Origin of the sequence: Streptomyces sp. NPDC057694 (assembly GCF_042799415.1) — a bacterium.
GTDB lineage: Bacteria > Actinomycetota > Actinomycetes > Streptomycetales > Streptomycetaceae > Streptomyces.
The window spans coordinates 129,833-144,059 of record NZ_JBHVIX010000022.1; the positions used below are offsets into that span (position 1 = coordinate 129,833).

Genomic DNA, 14,227 nt, shown 5'->3' on the forward strand with positions numbered 1-14,227 from the left:
CTGGTCCGGGAACGTCCCGGAGGTTTTCTTCCCGGGACCGATGAGTTCCGCGTCCGCCCCCGGTCACCCCTCCGAGAGACCCGACTCTAGGAGGAACCATGGGGCTGCCGAAGGTGGTCACCCGCCAGGAGTGGCAGGCCGCGCGCGAGGAACTGCTCGCCCTGGAGAAGGCGGCGACACGGGCACGCGACGCGCTGAACACGCGGCGGCGCGAGCTGCCCATGGTGGAGATCGACAAGGCGTACGTGTTCGAGGGCCCGGACGGCAAGGCCGAACTCATCGACCTGTTCGAGGGGCGGCCCCAACTCGTCGTCTACCACTTCATGTTCGCGCCGGAGTGGGACGCGGGCTGCGCCAGCTGCTCCGGATTCCTCGACCAGATCGGGCACCTGGCCCACCTGCGCGCACGCGGCACGGCGTTCGCGGCGGTCTCCCTGGCCCCGTTCACCAAGATCCTGCCGTTCAAGGCGCGGCTGGGCTGGACCCTGCCCTGGTACTCGTCGAACCTCAGCGACTTCAACCAGGACTTCGGCGCCACCGTCCAGGGGGAGCCGGACGGGCCGGGCGCAGGCCCTGAGCTTCAGGAGCGGCCCGGGCTGAGCTGCTTCCTGCGGTCGGGGGAGCGGATCTTCCACACGTACTCGGCCTTCGACCGCGGCCTGGACAACATCGGCTTCACCACGAACCTCCTGGACCTCACCGCCCTCGGCCGCCAGGAAGCATGGGAGAAACCGGAGGGACGGGCGACGTCTTCCGGGGCGCCCGCGGGCAGTGCGCGCGTGCGCTATCACGACGAGTACGCCGACTGACGGGCCTCCCGCACGACCTGACCTCGTCTCAACTCGGTGTCATTCTCGTCACGTTGCGAGTCCGGACCCGCCCTGTCAGCGTTCTCCTTCACACAGGGCGCCGGGACCGTACCGGAGCCCGGGCTTCAGGTACGACACGGGGGACAGGGACGGGCCATGATCAACGGACGAGTGGTGTTGCAGCGGTTCCCGGCCGGAGGGCCTCGCGGCTCCTGGCCCGCGGAGGAGTTCGCGAGTCGGTGTCGTCTCGAGGGCAGGGCGGCCGAGGTCGTCATGGACCTGGCGACGGATGCGTTTCTCGTGATCGTACGAGAGGCGGCGCCGCAGCCGGTGGGCTGAAGTGCCCGCGGGACCAAGGCTCTACGGCTCTACGCCTCTGCGGCGGCTCTACGACACTATGGCTCTACGACTCCATGGCCCTACGCCTCTATGGCTCTGCGGGTCCATGGTTCTGCGGCTTGACGGCTTGACGGCTTGACGGCTTGCGGCTGATCACCGGCGAGGACGTCGGGGCTCCCGCTCCCGGCGTCCCGCGCCGAGCCCCCGTCCGCACGGTTCGGCTCCGACGGCCCTGGCCGTCCCGATCGGCTTCGTCGTGAAGGCCCGTGAAGGACCGGTGGTGCCACCACCGTAGCCGCGCACCGGCGCGACGTCTCGACCCGTGCGCCTTCGGTGACGTGCACAGGTCATCATCCGGCCAGTCGGTCCGGGCGCTCGGTCACCGGCCGGCTCGACCCGGCATGTCTCGGGCGGGCCTCACGACGTGCCCGGCACGTCTCAGGCGGGACTTACGACGTGTGCCCGGCACGTCTGTCTCAGACGGGACTTACGACGTGCCCACCGACCGGGACCAGGCGGGCGTCGTCCCCGTCACCCGGCACAGCGCCAGATACAGCGGAATCGGCGGGGTGTAGGGCACCGCGCCGTCGGGGCAGTGGATGAGGTCCGGTACCCGCGCCGCGTCCGGCACCACGGCGCCCGCCGTGTAGCGCGCCGGCGCCGGCCATTCGAGCGCCACGTCCGAATCCGACGGCACGAGCCACCACCAGTGCCCCTCGGCCGCGTACACGCACCCCATCCGGGGCAGCCGCCGCGTCATCGCACGGGCGAAACTCTCGGGCACGGCCACCGCGTCGCAGCCCAGCGGCGCCGTCATGCCGTCCGGCACGGTCAGACGTACGGGTGCGGGTGGATGCGGTTGCCGAGTGCGCCGTCGCCGGGTGAGCCCGACCAGCGAGTCCAGCTGCATCGTCCGGAAAGTGCCCGTCGTCACCACGCCCATCCGTTCCCGTTCAGCACGCTTGTCGCTCTTCGCCCGCCCGGTCCGGGCGGTGGTTCATACCGGTGCGGCCCTGGGGCCGCAGCGAGGTCTGGAGTGTCGAGGCGGCGGATTCACCAGACCCAGCCGCTTCCGTCGGGCGCGTCCGGCACCGGCCCGGGGCCCGTGCTCCGCGCGTCGGCCTGCCGTGGCAGTTCCGCCCAGACGAGCAGGCCGGGACCGGTCTCCTGGGCGCCCCACGCCGTGGAGACCGCGGCGACCAGGAGCAGCCCTCTGCCGTGCTCCTCCTCGGGCGCGATCCGGCCGGCGGGCCGGTTGTCGCCCGGGATGCTGCCTTCGTCGCGTACGGCTATCCGCACGCGCTCGCCCTCCCCGTCGCCGCGCAGATCGTGCAGCTCACAGTGGATGCGGCGGCTGGCGGTGTGCACGATGGCGTTCGTCACCAGCTCCGACACGACAAGGGCCGCCGCGTCACAGGTGTCCTCGCACGCACCCCACCCGGTCAGCTGGGTGCGCGTCATGCGCCGGGCCTGTGCGGCGGAGCCCGGGTGGGGAGCCAACTCGAAGCTGCTGCGGCGAACCGAGAACAAGGGTGACGTACCCAAACGGTTACCGAGCGTGGCTTCTTCGGCTGCTGTTCCTAAGGGCGCGGACGGAATCACGCTTGCCACTATCGCCCCGTCGTGAACACTTGGCAAGAGCCACTCTGAAAAGTGCAGAGTGCAGTGTGCCTGGCGGAGCAGGCATGGCAGACTGCTCGCAACAGCCCGCCGCACGGCGGCTCCTGGATGTGAACCGTGTGGGAATGAACCGGTGATCGGCCGCTGATCGGCCGGTTTTCGGCTTTCTCGCACGGTTGTGCGCGTCCGGGCGCGGCTGAATCCAGACACATTCAGACACAGGGACAACGGGTCGGACGACGGGTCGGACGGCTGGGAGGGATGCGGCGTGAGTGAACCGCGGTCCGCGCCGACGGTCGGCCAGGTCGTTCTCGGTCGCCGTCTCCAGGATCTGCGCGAGGCCGCCGGCCTCAAGCGCGAGGACGCCGCGAAAGTACTCCGTGTAACCGCCGCGACGGTCCGGCGCATGGAGACCGCCGAGGTCGCGCTCAAGATTCCGTACCTGCAGATGCTCCTGAAGTTCTACGGCGTCGTCGACGCCGAGGCCGACGCGTTCGTGCAGCTCGCCGAGGACGCGAACAAGCCGGGCTGGTGGCAGAGGTTCCACGACATCCTGCCCGGATGGTTCTCGATGTACGTGAGCCTGGAGGGCGCCGCCTCGCTCATCAGGTCGTACGAGCCGCACTTCGTGCCCGGGCTGCTGCAGACCGAGGAATACGCGCGCGGAGTGCTCAAGTCCGGGGCGATCGGCCGTGCGCTGATCGACGACCCGGACCGCGTCGACCGGCACGTCGCCCTGCGCATGCAGCGCCAGGCCCTGCTCACCCGCGAGGACGCGCCGCGACTGTGGATGGTCATGGACGAGACGGCGCTGCGCCGCCCGGTCGGTGACGCGGCGGTGATGCGCGGGCAGCTCGACCGGCTGCTCGACGTCATCGACCTGCCCAACGTGACGCTCCAGGTCGCCCAGTTCGCGTCCGGGCCGCACCCGGGCACCTACGGACCCTTCGTGCTGTTCCGGTTCGCCGTGCCGGAACTGCCCGACATGGTCTACAGCGAGTACCTGACCGGCGCCGTCTATCTCGACGCGCGCCCCGAGGTGGCCACCCACCTGGAGGTCATGGACCGCATGGCGGCACATGCCGCAACCGCACCACGCACAAAGGAGATCCTCAGCGATCTCCGCAAGGAGCTGTGAATGGACCAGATCAAGGACCGGATACGAGGAGTCGACGGCGAGCCGATCTACAACGGCATGCCCGCGCGCGACCTCGGCGGCGAAGGCTGGCACAAGCCCTGGAGCGGTGGCAACGGGGGCAACTGCCTCGAGGCGATGAAGCTGGCCGACGGCCGCGTCGCCGTCCGCCAGTCCTCGGACCCGGACGGCCCGGCACTGATCTACACGCTCAGCGAGATCTCGGCGTTCATCGAGGGGGCCAAGTCGGGGGCGGCGGACTTTCTGCTGTCCTGACTGGGTGGCTCTGGCCTCTGGCTTCTGGGTTCTGGCTTGTGGCTTGTGGCTTGTGGCTTGTGGGTTGTGGGTTCCGAGCACTGGTCTTTGGGCGCCGGATCTCGGGGCTCCGGTTTTTGAGTACGGGGTTTACGGGGTTTACGGGGTTGTGGACGGAGCCGGGGTCGCGAGCCGCCGGGGCGCCCGGGCCCGTACGTCTTGACCGGTGCCGGGCGGGTCCGGCCCGCTCAGCCCACCCGCGCCAGCACCCCGCACAACGCCTCGACCGCCGCCCCGTACGCCCGCTCGGCCGCTGCCGCGTAGCCGACGACCAGACCGTCGCCGCCCGGACAACGGCCCCCGCCGAGGGCCTCGCCCGTCGCCTCCGGATGCCGGAACGCCGTCATCCCCTCCACCGCGATTCCTCGCGCCCGAGCGGCGGCGAGCACGTCCCGCTCCCGCCCGCAGGGCAACCGCACCACGGCGTGCAGCCCCGCCGCGACCCCGCCGACCTCGGTCCACGGCGCCCGTTCGGCCAGCGCCGCCACCAGCAGATCCCGGCGCGCCCGGTAACGCTGCCGCATCCGCCGCACATGCCGGTCGTACGCCCCTGACGACAGGAACTCGGCGAGCGCCAGCTGATCGAGCGCGCTCGTCCACCCCTCCCGCTCGCCCTTCGCCGCGACCGCGTCCCGCACCAGGTGTCCCGGCAGCACCATCCACCCCAGCCGCAGCGCGGGGGAGAGGCTCTTGCTCACCGACCCGACGTACACGACCCGTTCGGGATCGAGCCCCTGCACCGCCCCGACGGGCTTGCGGTCGTACCGGAACTCCCCGTCGTAGTCGTCCTCCACCACGAGCCCACCGTGCCTGCGCGCCCAGTCCACCACGGCGGCCCGCCGCTCCGGGTGCAACGGCCCACCAGTGGGAAACTGGTGCGCCGGCGTCAGCAGCACCCCGCGCGCACGACCCCCGAGCGCACCCAGCTCGGCCGCCCGCGCCCCGTGTTCGTCGACCCCGAGCGGAATCGTTCGCACTCCCGCCCCGGCCAGCAGCTCCCGGTGGAACTCCAGCCCGTACTCCTCCACGGCGAGCGGACCGCGCAGCACCCGCTCCCCGTAGAGCAGCCGCAGCGCATGCGCGAACCCCGAGCAGACGACGATGCGCCCCGGCTCGGCGCGCACCCCGCGCGAGCGCGCCAGGTACTCGGCGAGCGCGGTGCGCAGCTCGATACGGCCCTGCGGATCACCGGGCCCGAAGGCGGCGGCGGGCGCGGCGTTCAGAGCGCGCCGGTACGCCGCCGCCCACGCGGCCCGCGGGAACGCCGACGCGTCCGGCGAACCCTGCCGCAGATCGTGCGCCGGCCCTGGAACACGTACCGGCGCATCCTCCGGAACCGACCGGCCCCCGCCCAGCGGCCGGGCCCGCTCCGCGACCCGCGTCCCCGATCCCTGGCGCGCGGTGAGCCAGCCCTCGGCGACCAGTTCGGCGTAGGCGTCGGCGACCGTGTTGCGGGCGATGCCGAGGTCGGCGGCGAGCGCACGGTACGGCGGCAGCCGGGTGCCGGGCGACAGCCGCCCGGACCGCACGGCGTCCCGCAACGCGACGGCCAGCGCACCCCGCCGACTCCCCGAACCCGACAGCTCCAGATGCAGGTCGACGCCGATCTGCTCCGCCGCGTCGACCCACGATCCGGCCGTGGAGCCCGTAGTCGAGCCCGCCGTCGGTCCCGCCCCCGAGTCCGCCCCCGAGTCCGTCCCCGACTCAGCCCCCGAGTCCGCCCCCGTCTCCGTCATGAAGCCGCACCCTACAGACGATCACTTGTTCCCTTCCGCGATCACACCCTCATGGGCTGATCGTGCGCTCCGATCGGCGCCGGCAGCTGTGTCGTCCCCGTCAGCCACCGGTCGACCGCCGCGGCGGCGGCCCGCCCCTCCGCGATCGCCCACACCACGAGCGACTGCCCCCGCCCCGCGTCCCCGGCGACGAACACTCCCGGCACCTCGGTCGCGAACGCGGCATCCCGCGCGATCCCGCCCCGCTCGCTCGTCCCCAGCCCCAACTGATCCGCATATCCGCCCAGTCGGCGCTCAGCGCCATGGAACCCGAGCGCGATCAGCACCAGATCGGCAGGCAGCCTCCGCTCCGTCCCGGCCCGCGGTCTGCGCCCCGCGTCCACCTCGACCAGGTGCAACTCCCGCACGTGCCCGGCCGCGTCCCCGGTGAAGCGGAGCGTCGACGCCGCGAAGAGCCGCGCGTCCGCGTCCGCGGCCGGGGCGGTCCGCAGCTCGCCCGCCTCCTCGTGCGCGGCCGACAACCGGTACAGCTTCGGATACGTCGGCCAAGGCTCGGCCTCCTCGTCGCGCACGTCACCGGGCTGGGCGTAGATGTCCAACTGCGATACGGACGCGGCCCGTTCACGTACCGCCGTACCCAGGCAGTCCGCCCCGGTGTCCCCGCCGCCGACGATCACGACATGCTTCCCGGCGGCGTCGAGCGGAGACACCTCCAGGTCGCCCTCGCCGACCCGGTTGGCGAGCGGAAGATACTCCATCGCCTGATGAATCCCGGCCAACTCCCGCCCCGGCACTTCCAGTTCCCGCCAAGCCGTCGCCCCGGTGGCGAGGATCACCGCGTCGTACCGGGCCCGCAACCGGTCGGCCGCGAGATCCCGACCGATCTCCACGGACGTACGAAACCGCACCCCCTCCTCCACCAACTGCGCGATCCTGCGGTCCAGGTGACGCTTCTCCATCTTGAACGAAGGGATCCCGTACCGGAGCAGCCCGCCCAACCGGTCGTCCCGCTCGTACACGGCGACGGTGTGCCCCGCGCGCGTCAACTGCTGCGCCGCCGCGAGTCCGGCGGGCCCCGAACCGACGACGGCGACGGTCCGCCCGCTGTGCCGCTCCGGCGGCCGCGCGGCGACGAAACCCTCGGCCCAGGCCCGGTCGGCGATCGCCACCTCCACGTTCTTGATGGTCACCGCGGGCTGATTGATGGCGAGGACACAGCCCGCCTCGCAGGGTGCAGGACACAGTCGCCCCGTGAACTCGGGGAAATTGTTCGTGGCGTGCAGCCGCTCGCTCGCGGCGCGCCAGTCGTCCCGCGCGACCAGCTCGTTCCACTCCGGGATCAGATTCCCCAGCGGGCACGCCTCGTGGCAGAACGGGATCCCGCAGTCCATGCAGCGGTCGGCCTGCGCGCCCACGATCGGCAGCAGCCCGCCGGGGACGTAGACCTCGTCCCAGTCGCGCACCCGCTCCTCGACCGGGCGGCGCGGCGCTTCCTGCCGCGGTGTGCTGAGGAAGCCCTTGGGGTCGGCCATCGCCGTCTCCCTACGCTGTGACACTTTTCGTCACGATACGTCGGGTTCATGCGCCTTACCCGTTCCGCCACGGGGATGCTCAGGTCGCGTCAGGTCACGGCACGTCAGGTCAGGTCAGTCAGGTCAGGTCAGGGCGAGGACGAACGAGGCCGAAGCGGCGATCGCGGCGCCACCCCGGATGTGGTTCCACAGGGTCCACTCGCTCAGATATCGGCGCCAGTACGCCGCACTGCGCTCGGAATCCTCGTCACCGGCCAGCTTGGCGAGCGCGTCGTTGCGCGGAATGTTCGCCACGATGGTCACCCCGAACGACCCCGCCAGATACAGCACACAGCCCACCAGCAGCTCAACGGTCCCCGGGTCCGGCCAGAGCACGAACGTCACCACCGCGATCACCGCACACAGCAGGGCCGCACCCATGAAGACGACCATGAAGGCGGGGGTCATCGCGGCGACATTGATCGAGTTCATCGCGGCGATCCCGCGCGCGGCGGGCAGTGCGCCCAGTCCACGCATCACGAGTGTGGAGAACGCGACGAACACCCCGGCCGCGACCCCGCACCACAACGCCCCCAGCACCACCAGAGCGAAGTACGGCCCCTCGATCATCGTCTGCCCCCCTGGTCCGTCCCCCTGACCGTTTATGTGAAGGGATCATGCCGTACATGTGCACGTAGGGGGAGTGGTTTCCGTTCAAGTGTGCACAGCTTCCGCATACCGAAACCATCACGCTCCCCGCCCCGAACGACCGGATCCAGCCACGCCTCGCCGGCTCACTCGATCCCTGCTGGACCACGCCCCCCTGCGGGACCCCCCTAACCCGCTGGACCACTCGAACCCGCCGGCCCACCCGAACCTGCCGGATCCCCCGAACCTGCTGGATCACTCACCGCCCACCGCTCAAGCACCGCCTGCACCGTCCCGCCCACCCGAGCCCGCGCCTCCCTGCGCGCCACCCCCGCCATCAACAACCGGTCGTACGGCGTGTCCCCATGCCGTACCGCGGCGCGCACGGCCGCCGTCACCGCGCCCTCCGACAGCGCCCGCCCCGCGGCGCTCCGTCCCACCCGCCCGCTGCCACGCAACCCCGCATGCCCGGCGACGGCCCGCGCCCGCGCCTCGGGGCACCCGGGGAAGAGCCGTCGGATCTCCTGTGCGAACGCCGCCACGAACCGCACATCCTCCGCGGCCCGCCGCACGGCATCCCGCTCCCGGCGCCGCGCCCGCGCCTCCGCGTCGGCCAGACACCGCGCCTCGGCCCGTGCGAGCCCGTCCTCCTCGACCAGCACCCCCTGCCGCTCATAACGCCCCCGCCGCCGATGGAACCGCACCACGACCGCCGACAGCCCGCTCTCCTCCCTCGCCCGCCTGGTCAGCGCGCTGTCGCCGCGCGGCAGAAACACCAGATGCCCGAGGTCCGCGCAGTCCAGACAGCGCGGCTGTCCGTCCTCGAGCACCAGCAGCGCCAGCGGTCCGCTCCGGCACGCACCGCACCGCCGCCGTTTCACCGGCTGGAAGACAAGGGGACCGCGCGTGACGGGAAACGGGGGATCGACGCCGCTCATACCGACGTCATGCCCACTCCGGACACCCGGCCACCCGGTCACCGCCCGTCCGCCGCCCGGCATCATGGACCGTGTGCGACTCGAAGCGATCACCTGGGAACGGCTCGGCGACGCCCTCGCCGAGCGCCTGCTCGACCTGAAACCGTCCGACGGCGGCCCCTGGCCGAAGGTCGCCTTCGACGGAGCGCCTGCCGCCCGCCCCGGCGACCTCGCGGCCCGCGTCCACGAAGCGCTGCGCGTACGCGGCCGGTCTTCGCTGGCCGTCTCGACGGAAGGCTTCCTGCGTCCGGCCTCCCTCCGCTTCGAGTACGGACATCAGGACGTGGAGGCCTACTACAGCGGCTGGTTCGACACGGGCGCCCTGTGGCGGGAGGTGTTCGGCCCCCTCGAACCGGACGGCACGGGACGCGTCCTGCCCGACCTGTGGGACCCGGCCACCGACCGCGCCACCCGCAGCGCCCCCGTCCCACTCCCTGCGGGCGGAGCCCTGTTGCTCCACGGCCCCCTCCTCCTGAACCAGTGGTTCCCCTTCGACCTGACGGTCCACGTGAGCCTGTCGCCCGGCGCCCTGCGCCGCCGCACCCCCGAGCCCGACCACTGGACCCTCCCGGCGTTCGCCCGCTACGACACCGAGACGGCCCCCGCCACGAACGCCGATGTCGTCATCCGCGCCGACGACCCCCGCCACCCCGCGTGGAACGGCGGCTGACCGGCGCAGCCGTCCGTCGTCACAACCACCCGTTGCGCTTGAAGCCCCGGTACACCACGAAACAGATTCCGGCTATGACGGACAGCATGAGCGGATAGCCGAACCGCCAGTGCAGCTCCGGCATGTACTCGAAGTTCATGCCGTAGACGCCGCAGCCCATCGTCGGCACGGCGACGATCGCGGCCCACGCCGTGATCTTGCGCATGTCCTCGTTCTGCGCGACCGTCACCTGCGCGAGATGGGCCTGCAGGATCGAGTTGAGCAGTTCGTCGAACGCCGCTATCTGCTCCACCGCCCGCAGCAGATGGTCCGACACATCGCGGAAGTACGCCTGTATCTCGGGCGGCACGGCCGGGAACGGTCGCCCCGCCAGCTCGAGGACCGGCCTGGACAGCGGCGCCACCGCCCGCTTCAACTCCAGCAGCTCCCGCTTGAGCTGATAGATCCGGCCGGCATCGGCCCGTGCCCCGTTGCGCGCGAAGACCTCCGTCTCGACCTCGTCGATGTCCGCCTGGACCTCGTCGATCACCGTCAGATAGTCGTCGACCACCCCGTCCGCGATGGCGTGCAGCACCGCGGCGGGCCCCTTGGCCAACTGGTCCGGACTCGCCTCCAGCGACTCCCGCACCGGCCCCAGCGAACCATGCCGCCCGTGCCGCACCGTGATGACGAAGTCATGGCCGACGAACACCATGATCTCGCCGGTGTCGACGACCTCGCTGGTGGCCGTCAGCTCCGCGTGCTCGACGTAACAGACCGTCTTCAGGACGGCGAACAGCGTCGTGCCGTACCGCTCGACCTTCGGCCGCTGATGCGCGTGGACCGCGTCCTCCACGGCGAGCGGATGCAGATCGAACAGCTCCGCGATGCCGGCGAACTCCAGCGCCGACGGCTCGTGCAGGCCGAGCCACACGAAGCCGTCGTCCGACTTGCGCACCGCGCTCACGGCCTCGACGAGATTCCGCCCGCCCGTCTCCCGCCGCCCGTCGCGGTACGTCACACAGTTCACCACCGCCGACCCGAGCGGGGAGCGCGCCGGGTGGCTCAGGTCGACCCGCGGCCGCCGCCGTGCCAGACGCGCGACTCTCCGCAGACCGCCCACCTTGCGCAGGCTGCCGACCCTTCGCAGATTGCCCGCCATCGACATGTTCGGCTCCTCGCGCCGCTCTTCGTACGTGCTCTTACCTGGCCGTCGTCCTGCCGTGAGGACGACGTGGCGAGCCAGTCTGCCAGCGATCGCCGACATCGTGTCGAGCCCTGTGGGAACGGAGCATTCCGCTCCGGATCCATTCGAGGGGATCTCCGGCGAGACGTCTGCGGCCAGGTCAAATGCCCGGTATACGCGGCGAGGCTGGGAAGATCGGGGCATGACTCCATCCGGCGGCCACGCATACCTTCTCGACAATCAGCAGCCCGAGGCGGGCCAGCGGTTCGACGCGCTGTCGACGCTGTTCGACCCCACGACGTTCCGGCACATCGAGCGGCTCGGCATCGGATCCGGCTGGCGCTGCTGGGAGGTCGGCGCCGGGGGCACCTCGGTGGTGTCCTGGCTCGCCCGGCAAGTAGGTCCGACCGGCCGGGTCCTCGCCACCGACATCGACACGGCCTGGCAGACCAGTTCGCCCCGCACGCCGGTCGAGGTGCGCCGGCACGACGTAGGCGTCGACGCACCGCCGGCCGAGAGCTTCGACCTGGTCCACGCCCGGCTCGTCCTGGTCCATGTGCCGGACCGGGAGCGGGCACTGCAGTCCATGATCCGGGCGCTGCGTCCGGGCGGCCGTCTCCTGATCGAGGACGCCGACCCGGCACTCCAGCCGCTGCTCAGCCCCGACGAGCACGGCCCCGAGCAGCAGTTGGCCAACCGGCTGCGCCACGGCTTCCGCTCCCTCCTCGCCGAGCGCGGCGCCGACCTGAGCTACGGCCGCAAGCTCCCGCGTCTGCTGCGCGAGGCCGGACTGCGCCAGGTCGAGGCGGACGCGTACTTCCCGCTGACCTCCCCCGCGTGTACGGCCCTGGAGGCGGCGACGGTCGAGCAGATCCGCGCCGACCTGGTCTCCGCGAACCTGGCCACGGACGCCGAGATCGACCGCCACCTGGCGAACGTCGCGGAGGGCTCGATGGACCTGGCAACGGCCCCCTTGATCTCAGCGTGGGGCCGAAAAGCGCCCTAGGCGAAGCGCCCGGCAGGGGCGCGGGGAACTGCGCGCCCAGCCCTCGACGACCTGCACCCGCCGTGCATGCCCGGCCCCCCTTCGCGACTGCGCCCCCGACCACCTCACGCAGGGGTCCAGGGGCGCAGCCCCGGTTTCGGGAAGGGGTGGGGTGGGGGAACTCCCCACCCACAACGGCGAGCACTCCCGACACAACGCCCATCACCCCGGCGGCCGCCCCCCGACCACCCCCACGGCCGCCTCTCCCGCCCGGCACCCCGCGACGACAGCCTCCTGCCACGAAGCCCCCCGAAGCCGCGCAGCGACCACCGCCCCGGTGAACGCATCCCCGGCCCCGGTCGAATCCCGCACCACGACCCCCGGCGCGACCCCCACCCGCTCCCGCACCACCCCACCCCGCGCGACCGAAGCCCCCGCGGCCCCCGACTTAACGACGACCACCGCGAACCGCCCGCTCAGCTTCGCCCCGGCGTCCCGTGCGTCCTCCACGCCGCTGAGCAGCACGGCCTCGTCCCGGCTCGGCACCAGCACATCGACCCCTGCGGCCAGCTCCAGGAACCGTTCGGCCCCCAGGTCCCGCAGGAACCCGGCCGACGCCGGATCGACGCTCACCGGCACACCACGCGCGCGTGCGTCGCGCACCGCGACGGCCACCAACTCCCGCCCCGTGCCGGAGAAGAACAGATACCCCGACAGGTGCAGCCACCCCACCCCGTCCAGATACGCGGGCGACCAGTCCTCGGGCCGCACCCGCAGACTCGCCCCACTGTCCGTCAGGAACGTCCGCTCGCCGCCGTTCTCCTCGTCCACGAGGCTGACGACGGCCCCGGTCGGCGCCTCGTCGTCCACCACGAGCCGGGGCCGCACCCCGGCCCGCACCAGCGCCTCCTCGTGCCAGCGCACCGAGTCCGCCCCGACCCGCCCGAGCAGCGCCACATCGGGGCAGCCCGCATACGCCGCCCAGCAGGCCACATTGGCGCCCGCGCCACCCGGCACCGTACGGATCGAAGCCGCCGTGTCCGTCCCCTGGGCGAGCGGCCCGCGATGCCGGGCGACGACATCCGTGACGACGTCGCCGACCACGAGCAGCGCCCGGTCGGCCCGCGTCACACCCGGGCCCGGGCCGCCGCGATCCGCGCCGCCAGCCGGACGTTTCCGCGTACGGCCGCCAAGTTCGCCTCCAGGGAGGCCCCATCGGTGTGCCGCACCAGATAGTCCAGCAGGAAGGGCGTCACGGCCTGCCCGCTGATGCCCTCCTCCGCACTGGCCCGCAGCCCGCTCTCCAGTACGCGCGCGTGCAGCGCCGGATCCAACTGGGACTCCTCCGGTACGGGGTTGGCGACGATCAGCGCCGACTCCTGCGCCGCCAGGTCGTCCTGGGCCCGCATGACCCGGGCCACCTCCTCCGGAGTGCGCAACGTCCAGTCCACCGGCTCTCCGGAGTCGGCCAGGTAGAAGCCGGGGAAGCGCCCCGTGCCGTACCCGGCGACCGCCACCCCGAGCGTCTCCAGCCGCTGCAACGTGGCCGGGACGTCGAGGATGGACTTGACGCCCGCGCAGACCACGGTGATCCGGGTCCGTGCGAGCAGACCCAGGTCGGCCGACTCGTCCTGGGTCTGCGTCCAGCCCCGGTGCACCCCGCCGAGCCCGCCCGTCGCGAAGACCCGTATCCCGGCGCGCGCCGCGAGCAGCGCCGTCGCGGAGACGGTCGTCGCCCCGCTCGCGCCCGTCGCCATGGCGAGCGGAAGATCCCGCTGACTCAGCTTGCGGATGCCGTCCTCATTGGCGACCCGCTCCACCTGCGCCTTGTCCAGGCCGACATGAGGACGCCCGTCCAGGACGGCGATCGTCGCGGGCACCGCCCCCTCGTCCCGCACGACCTGTTCCAGTTCGAGCGCCACCCGAAGGTTCCGGGGCCGCGGCAGCCCATGAGCGATGATCGTCGACTCCAGCGCCACCACCGGGCGCCCCGCTCCGACCGCGTCACGTATCTCGTCCGACACCACCAACATGCGCTTGCCTCCCGCCAGTTGAAGCCCCAGGGCCTCGGTGGTCCAGTCAGGAACTCGGCACTGTCACCCGTCGCCGCCTCCGTTCCTCTGATCTGTCCCTGTCATCCCTGGCGGACGCGCGTCACTCTCAAACACGTCACCTATGGGCGAGGCGTACACGGAGACACGGGAAGGGGGGTTTCCCGCGCGCGTGGAACCCCCCCTCCCCCCACCTTTTCCCTCTCCCCCCCCGGCCGCACCCCCCTCCGCCCTCCGTTTTGGTCCAGAGAGTCCTTTCTTCTTTT

15 protein-coding genes are annotated in these 14,227 nt (G+C 71.9%); 6 read left to right on the top strand and 9 right to left on the bottom strand.

All coding sequences use genetic code 11. The annotated features are described in order from the left end of the window. Positions 1-98: 98 nt before the first annotated feature. Positions 99-809: a DUF899 domain-containing protein gene (locus ACFVDP_RS34105; RefSeq protein WP_383498230.1), complete on the top strand. Its 711-nt coding sequence runs from the start codon at positions 99-101 to the stop codon at positions 807-809. Positions 810-965: 156 nt separating this feature from the next. Beyond that, positions 966-1,148 (top strand): hypothetical protein, encoded by a 183-nt coding sequence (locus ACFVDP_RS34110; protein ID WP_383498232.1) that lies wholly within the window; start codon positions 966-968, stop codon positions 1,146-1,148. A gap of 487 nt (positions 1,149-1,635) precedes the next feature. Here ACFVDP_RS34110 and ACFVDP_RS34115 read toward each other — a convergent pair whose 3' ends face one another. Together ACFVDP_RS34115 and ACFVDP_RS34120 are read right to left on the bottom strand one after the other, a co-directional pair. After that, the gene (locus ACFVDP_RS34115; RefSeq protein WP_383498234.1) at positions 1,636-2,091 is read right to left on the bottom strand and encodes a hypothetical protein; all 456 of its coding nucleotides are present in this window, start codon (positions 2,089-2,091) and stop codon (positions 1,636-1,638) included. Between the two features lie 110 nt (positions 2,092-2,201). Beyond that, positions 2,202-2,693, bottom strand: coding sequence for an ATP-binding protein (locus ACFVDP_RS34120; RefSeq protein WP_383498236.1), 492 nt, complete (start codon positions 2,691-2,693; stop codon positions 2,202-2,204). A gap of 343 nt (positions 2,694-3,036) precedes the next feature. Between ACFVDP_RS34120 and ACFVDP_RS34125 the strand changes: the two genes are divergently transcribed. Both ACFVDP_RS34125 and ACFVDP_RS34130 read left to right on the top strand, forming a co-directional pair. Further along, a complete protein-coding gene (locus ACFVDP_RS34125; RefSeq protein WP_383498238.1) occupies positions 3,037-3,906 on the top strand; it encodes a helix-turn-helix domain-containing protein in 870 nt (289 codons plus the stop codon). After that, positions 3,907-4,179 carry a DUF397 domain-containing protein gene (locus tag ACFVDP_RS34130; RefSeq protein WP_383498240.1) on the top strand — a complete coding sequence of 91 codons (273 nt, stop codon included), beginning with the start codon at positions 3,907-3,909 and terminating at the stop codon, positions 4,177-4,179. It begins immediately after the preceding gene. A 227-nt stretch (positions 4,180-4,406) separates the two neighbouring features. On the opposite strand, the gene ACFVDP_RS34135 is transcribed toward ACFVDP_RS34130, so the two are convergent. The 4 genes from ACFVDP_RS34135 to ACFVDP_RS34150 form a co-directional block, all read right to left on the bottom strand. Beyond that, on the bottom strand, positions 4,407-5,954 hold the full coding sequence (locus ACFVDP_RS34135) for a PLP-dependent aminotransferase family protein (protein WP_383498242.1): 1,548 nt from the start codon (positions 5,952-5,954) through the stop codon (positions 4,407-4,409). A gap of 41 nt (positions 5,955-5,995) precedes the next feature. After that, positions 5,996-7,486, bottom strand: coding sequence for a glutamate synthase subunit beta (locus ACFVDP_RS34140; protein WP_383498244.1), 1,491 nt, complete (start codon positions 7,484-7,486; stop codon positions 5,996-5,998). Between the two features lie 123 nt (positions 7,487-7,609). Beyond that, complete coding sequence (locus tag ACFVDP_RS34145) at positions 7,610-8,095, bottom strand: DUF1772 domain-containing protein (protein WP_383498246.1); 486 nt, start codon at positions 8,093-8,095, stop codon at positions 7,610-7,612. 206 nt (positions 8,096-8,301) lie between these two features. Further along, positions 8,302-9,051, bottom strand: a complete 750-nt coding sequence (locus ACFVDP_RS34150; protein WP_383498248.1) for a DUF2293 domain-containing protein — start codon at positions 9,049-9,051, stop codon at positions 8,302-8,304. 64 nt (positions 9,052-9,115) lie between these two features. Here ACFVDP_RS34150 and ACFVDP_RS34155 point away from each other — a divergent pair, with 64 nt between their 5' ends. Continuing rightward, a complete protein-coding gene (locus tag ACFVDP_RS34155) occupies positions 9,116-9,760 on the top strand; it encodes a uridine kinase (protein ID WP_383498250.1) in 645 nt (214 codons plus the stop codon). Positions 9,761-9,779: 19 nt separating this feature from the next. Here ACFVDP_RS34155 and ACFVDP_RS34160 read toward each other — a convergent pair whose 3' ends face one another. Continuing rightward, a complete protein-coding gene (locus tag ACFVDP_RS34160; RefSeq protein WP_383498252.1) occupies positions 9,780-10,907 on the bottom strand; it encodes a magnesium and cobalt transport protein CorA in 1,128 nt (375 codons plus the stop codon). Positions 10,908-11,127: 220 nt separating this feature from the next. Between ACFVDP_RS34160 and ACFVDP_RS34165 the strand changes: the two genes are divergently transcribed. After that, a complete protein-coding gene (locus tag ACFVDP_RS34165) occupies positions 11,128-11,931 on the top strand; it encodes a methyltransferase domain-containing protein (protein WP_383498254.1) in 804 nt (267 codons plus the stop codon). Positions 11,932-12,132: 201 nt separating this feature from the next. Here ACFVDP_RS34165 and ACFVDP_RS34170 read toward each other — a convergent pair whose 3' ends face one another. Further along, positions 12,133-13,041, bottom strand: a complete 909-nt coding sequence (locus ACFVDP_RS34170) for a carbohydrate kinase family protein (RefSeq protein WP_383498256.1) — start codon at positions 13,039-13,041, stop codon at positions 12,133-12,135. Further along, on the bottom strand, positions 13,038-13,943 hold the full coding sequence (locus tag ACFVDP_RS34175) for a pseudouridine-5'-phosphate glycosidase (protein ID WP_383498258.1): 906 nt from the start codon (positions 13,941-13,943) through the stop codon (positions 13,038-13,040). Before ACFVDP_RS34175 ends, ACFVDP_RS34170 begins: the two co-directional genes overlap by 4 nt. Positions 13,944-14,227: the final 284 nt, after the last annotated feature.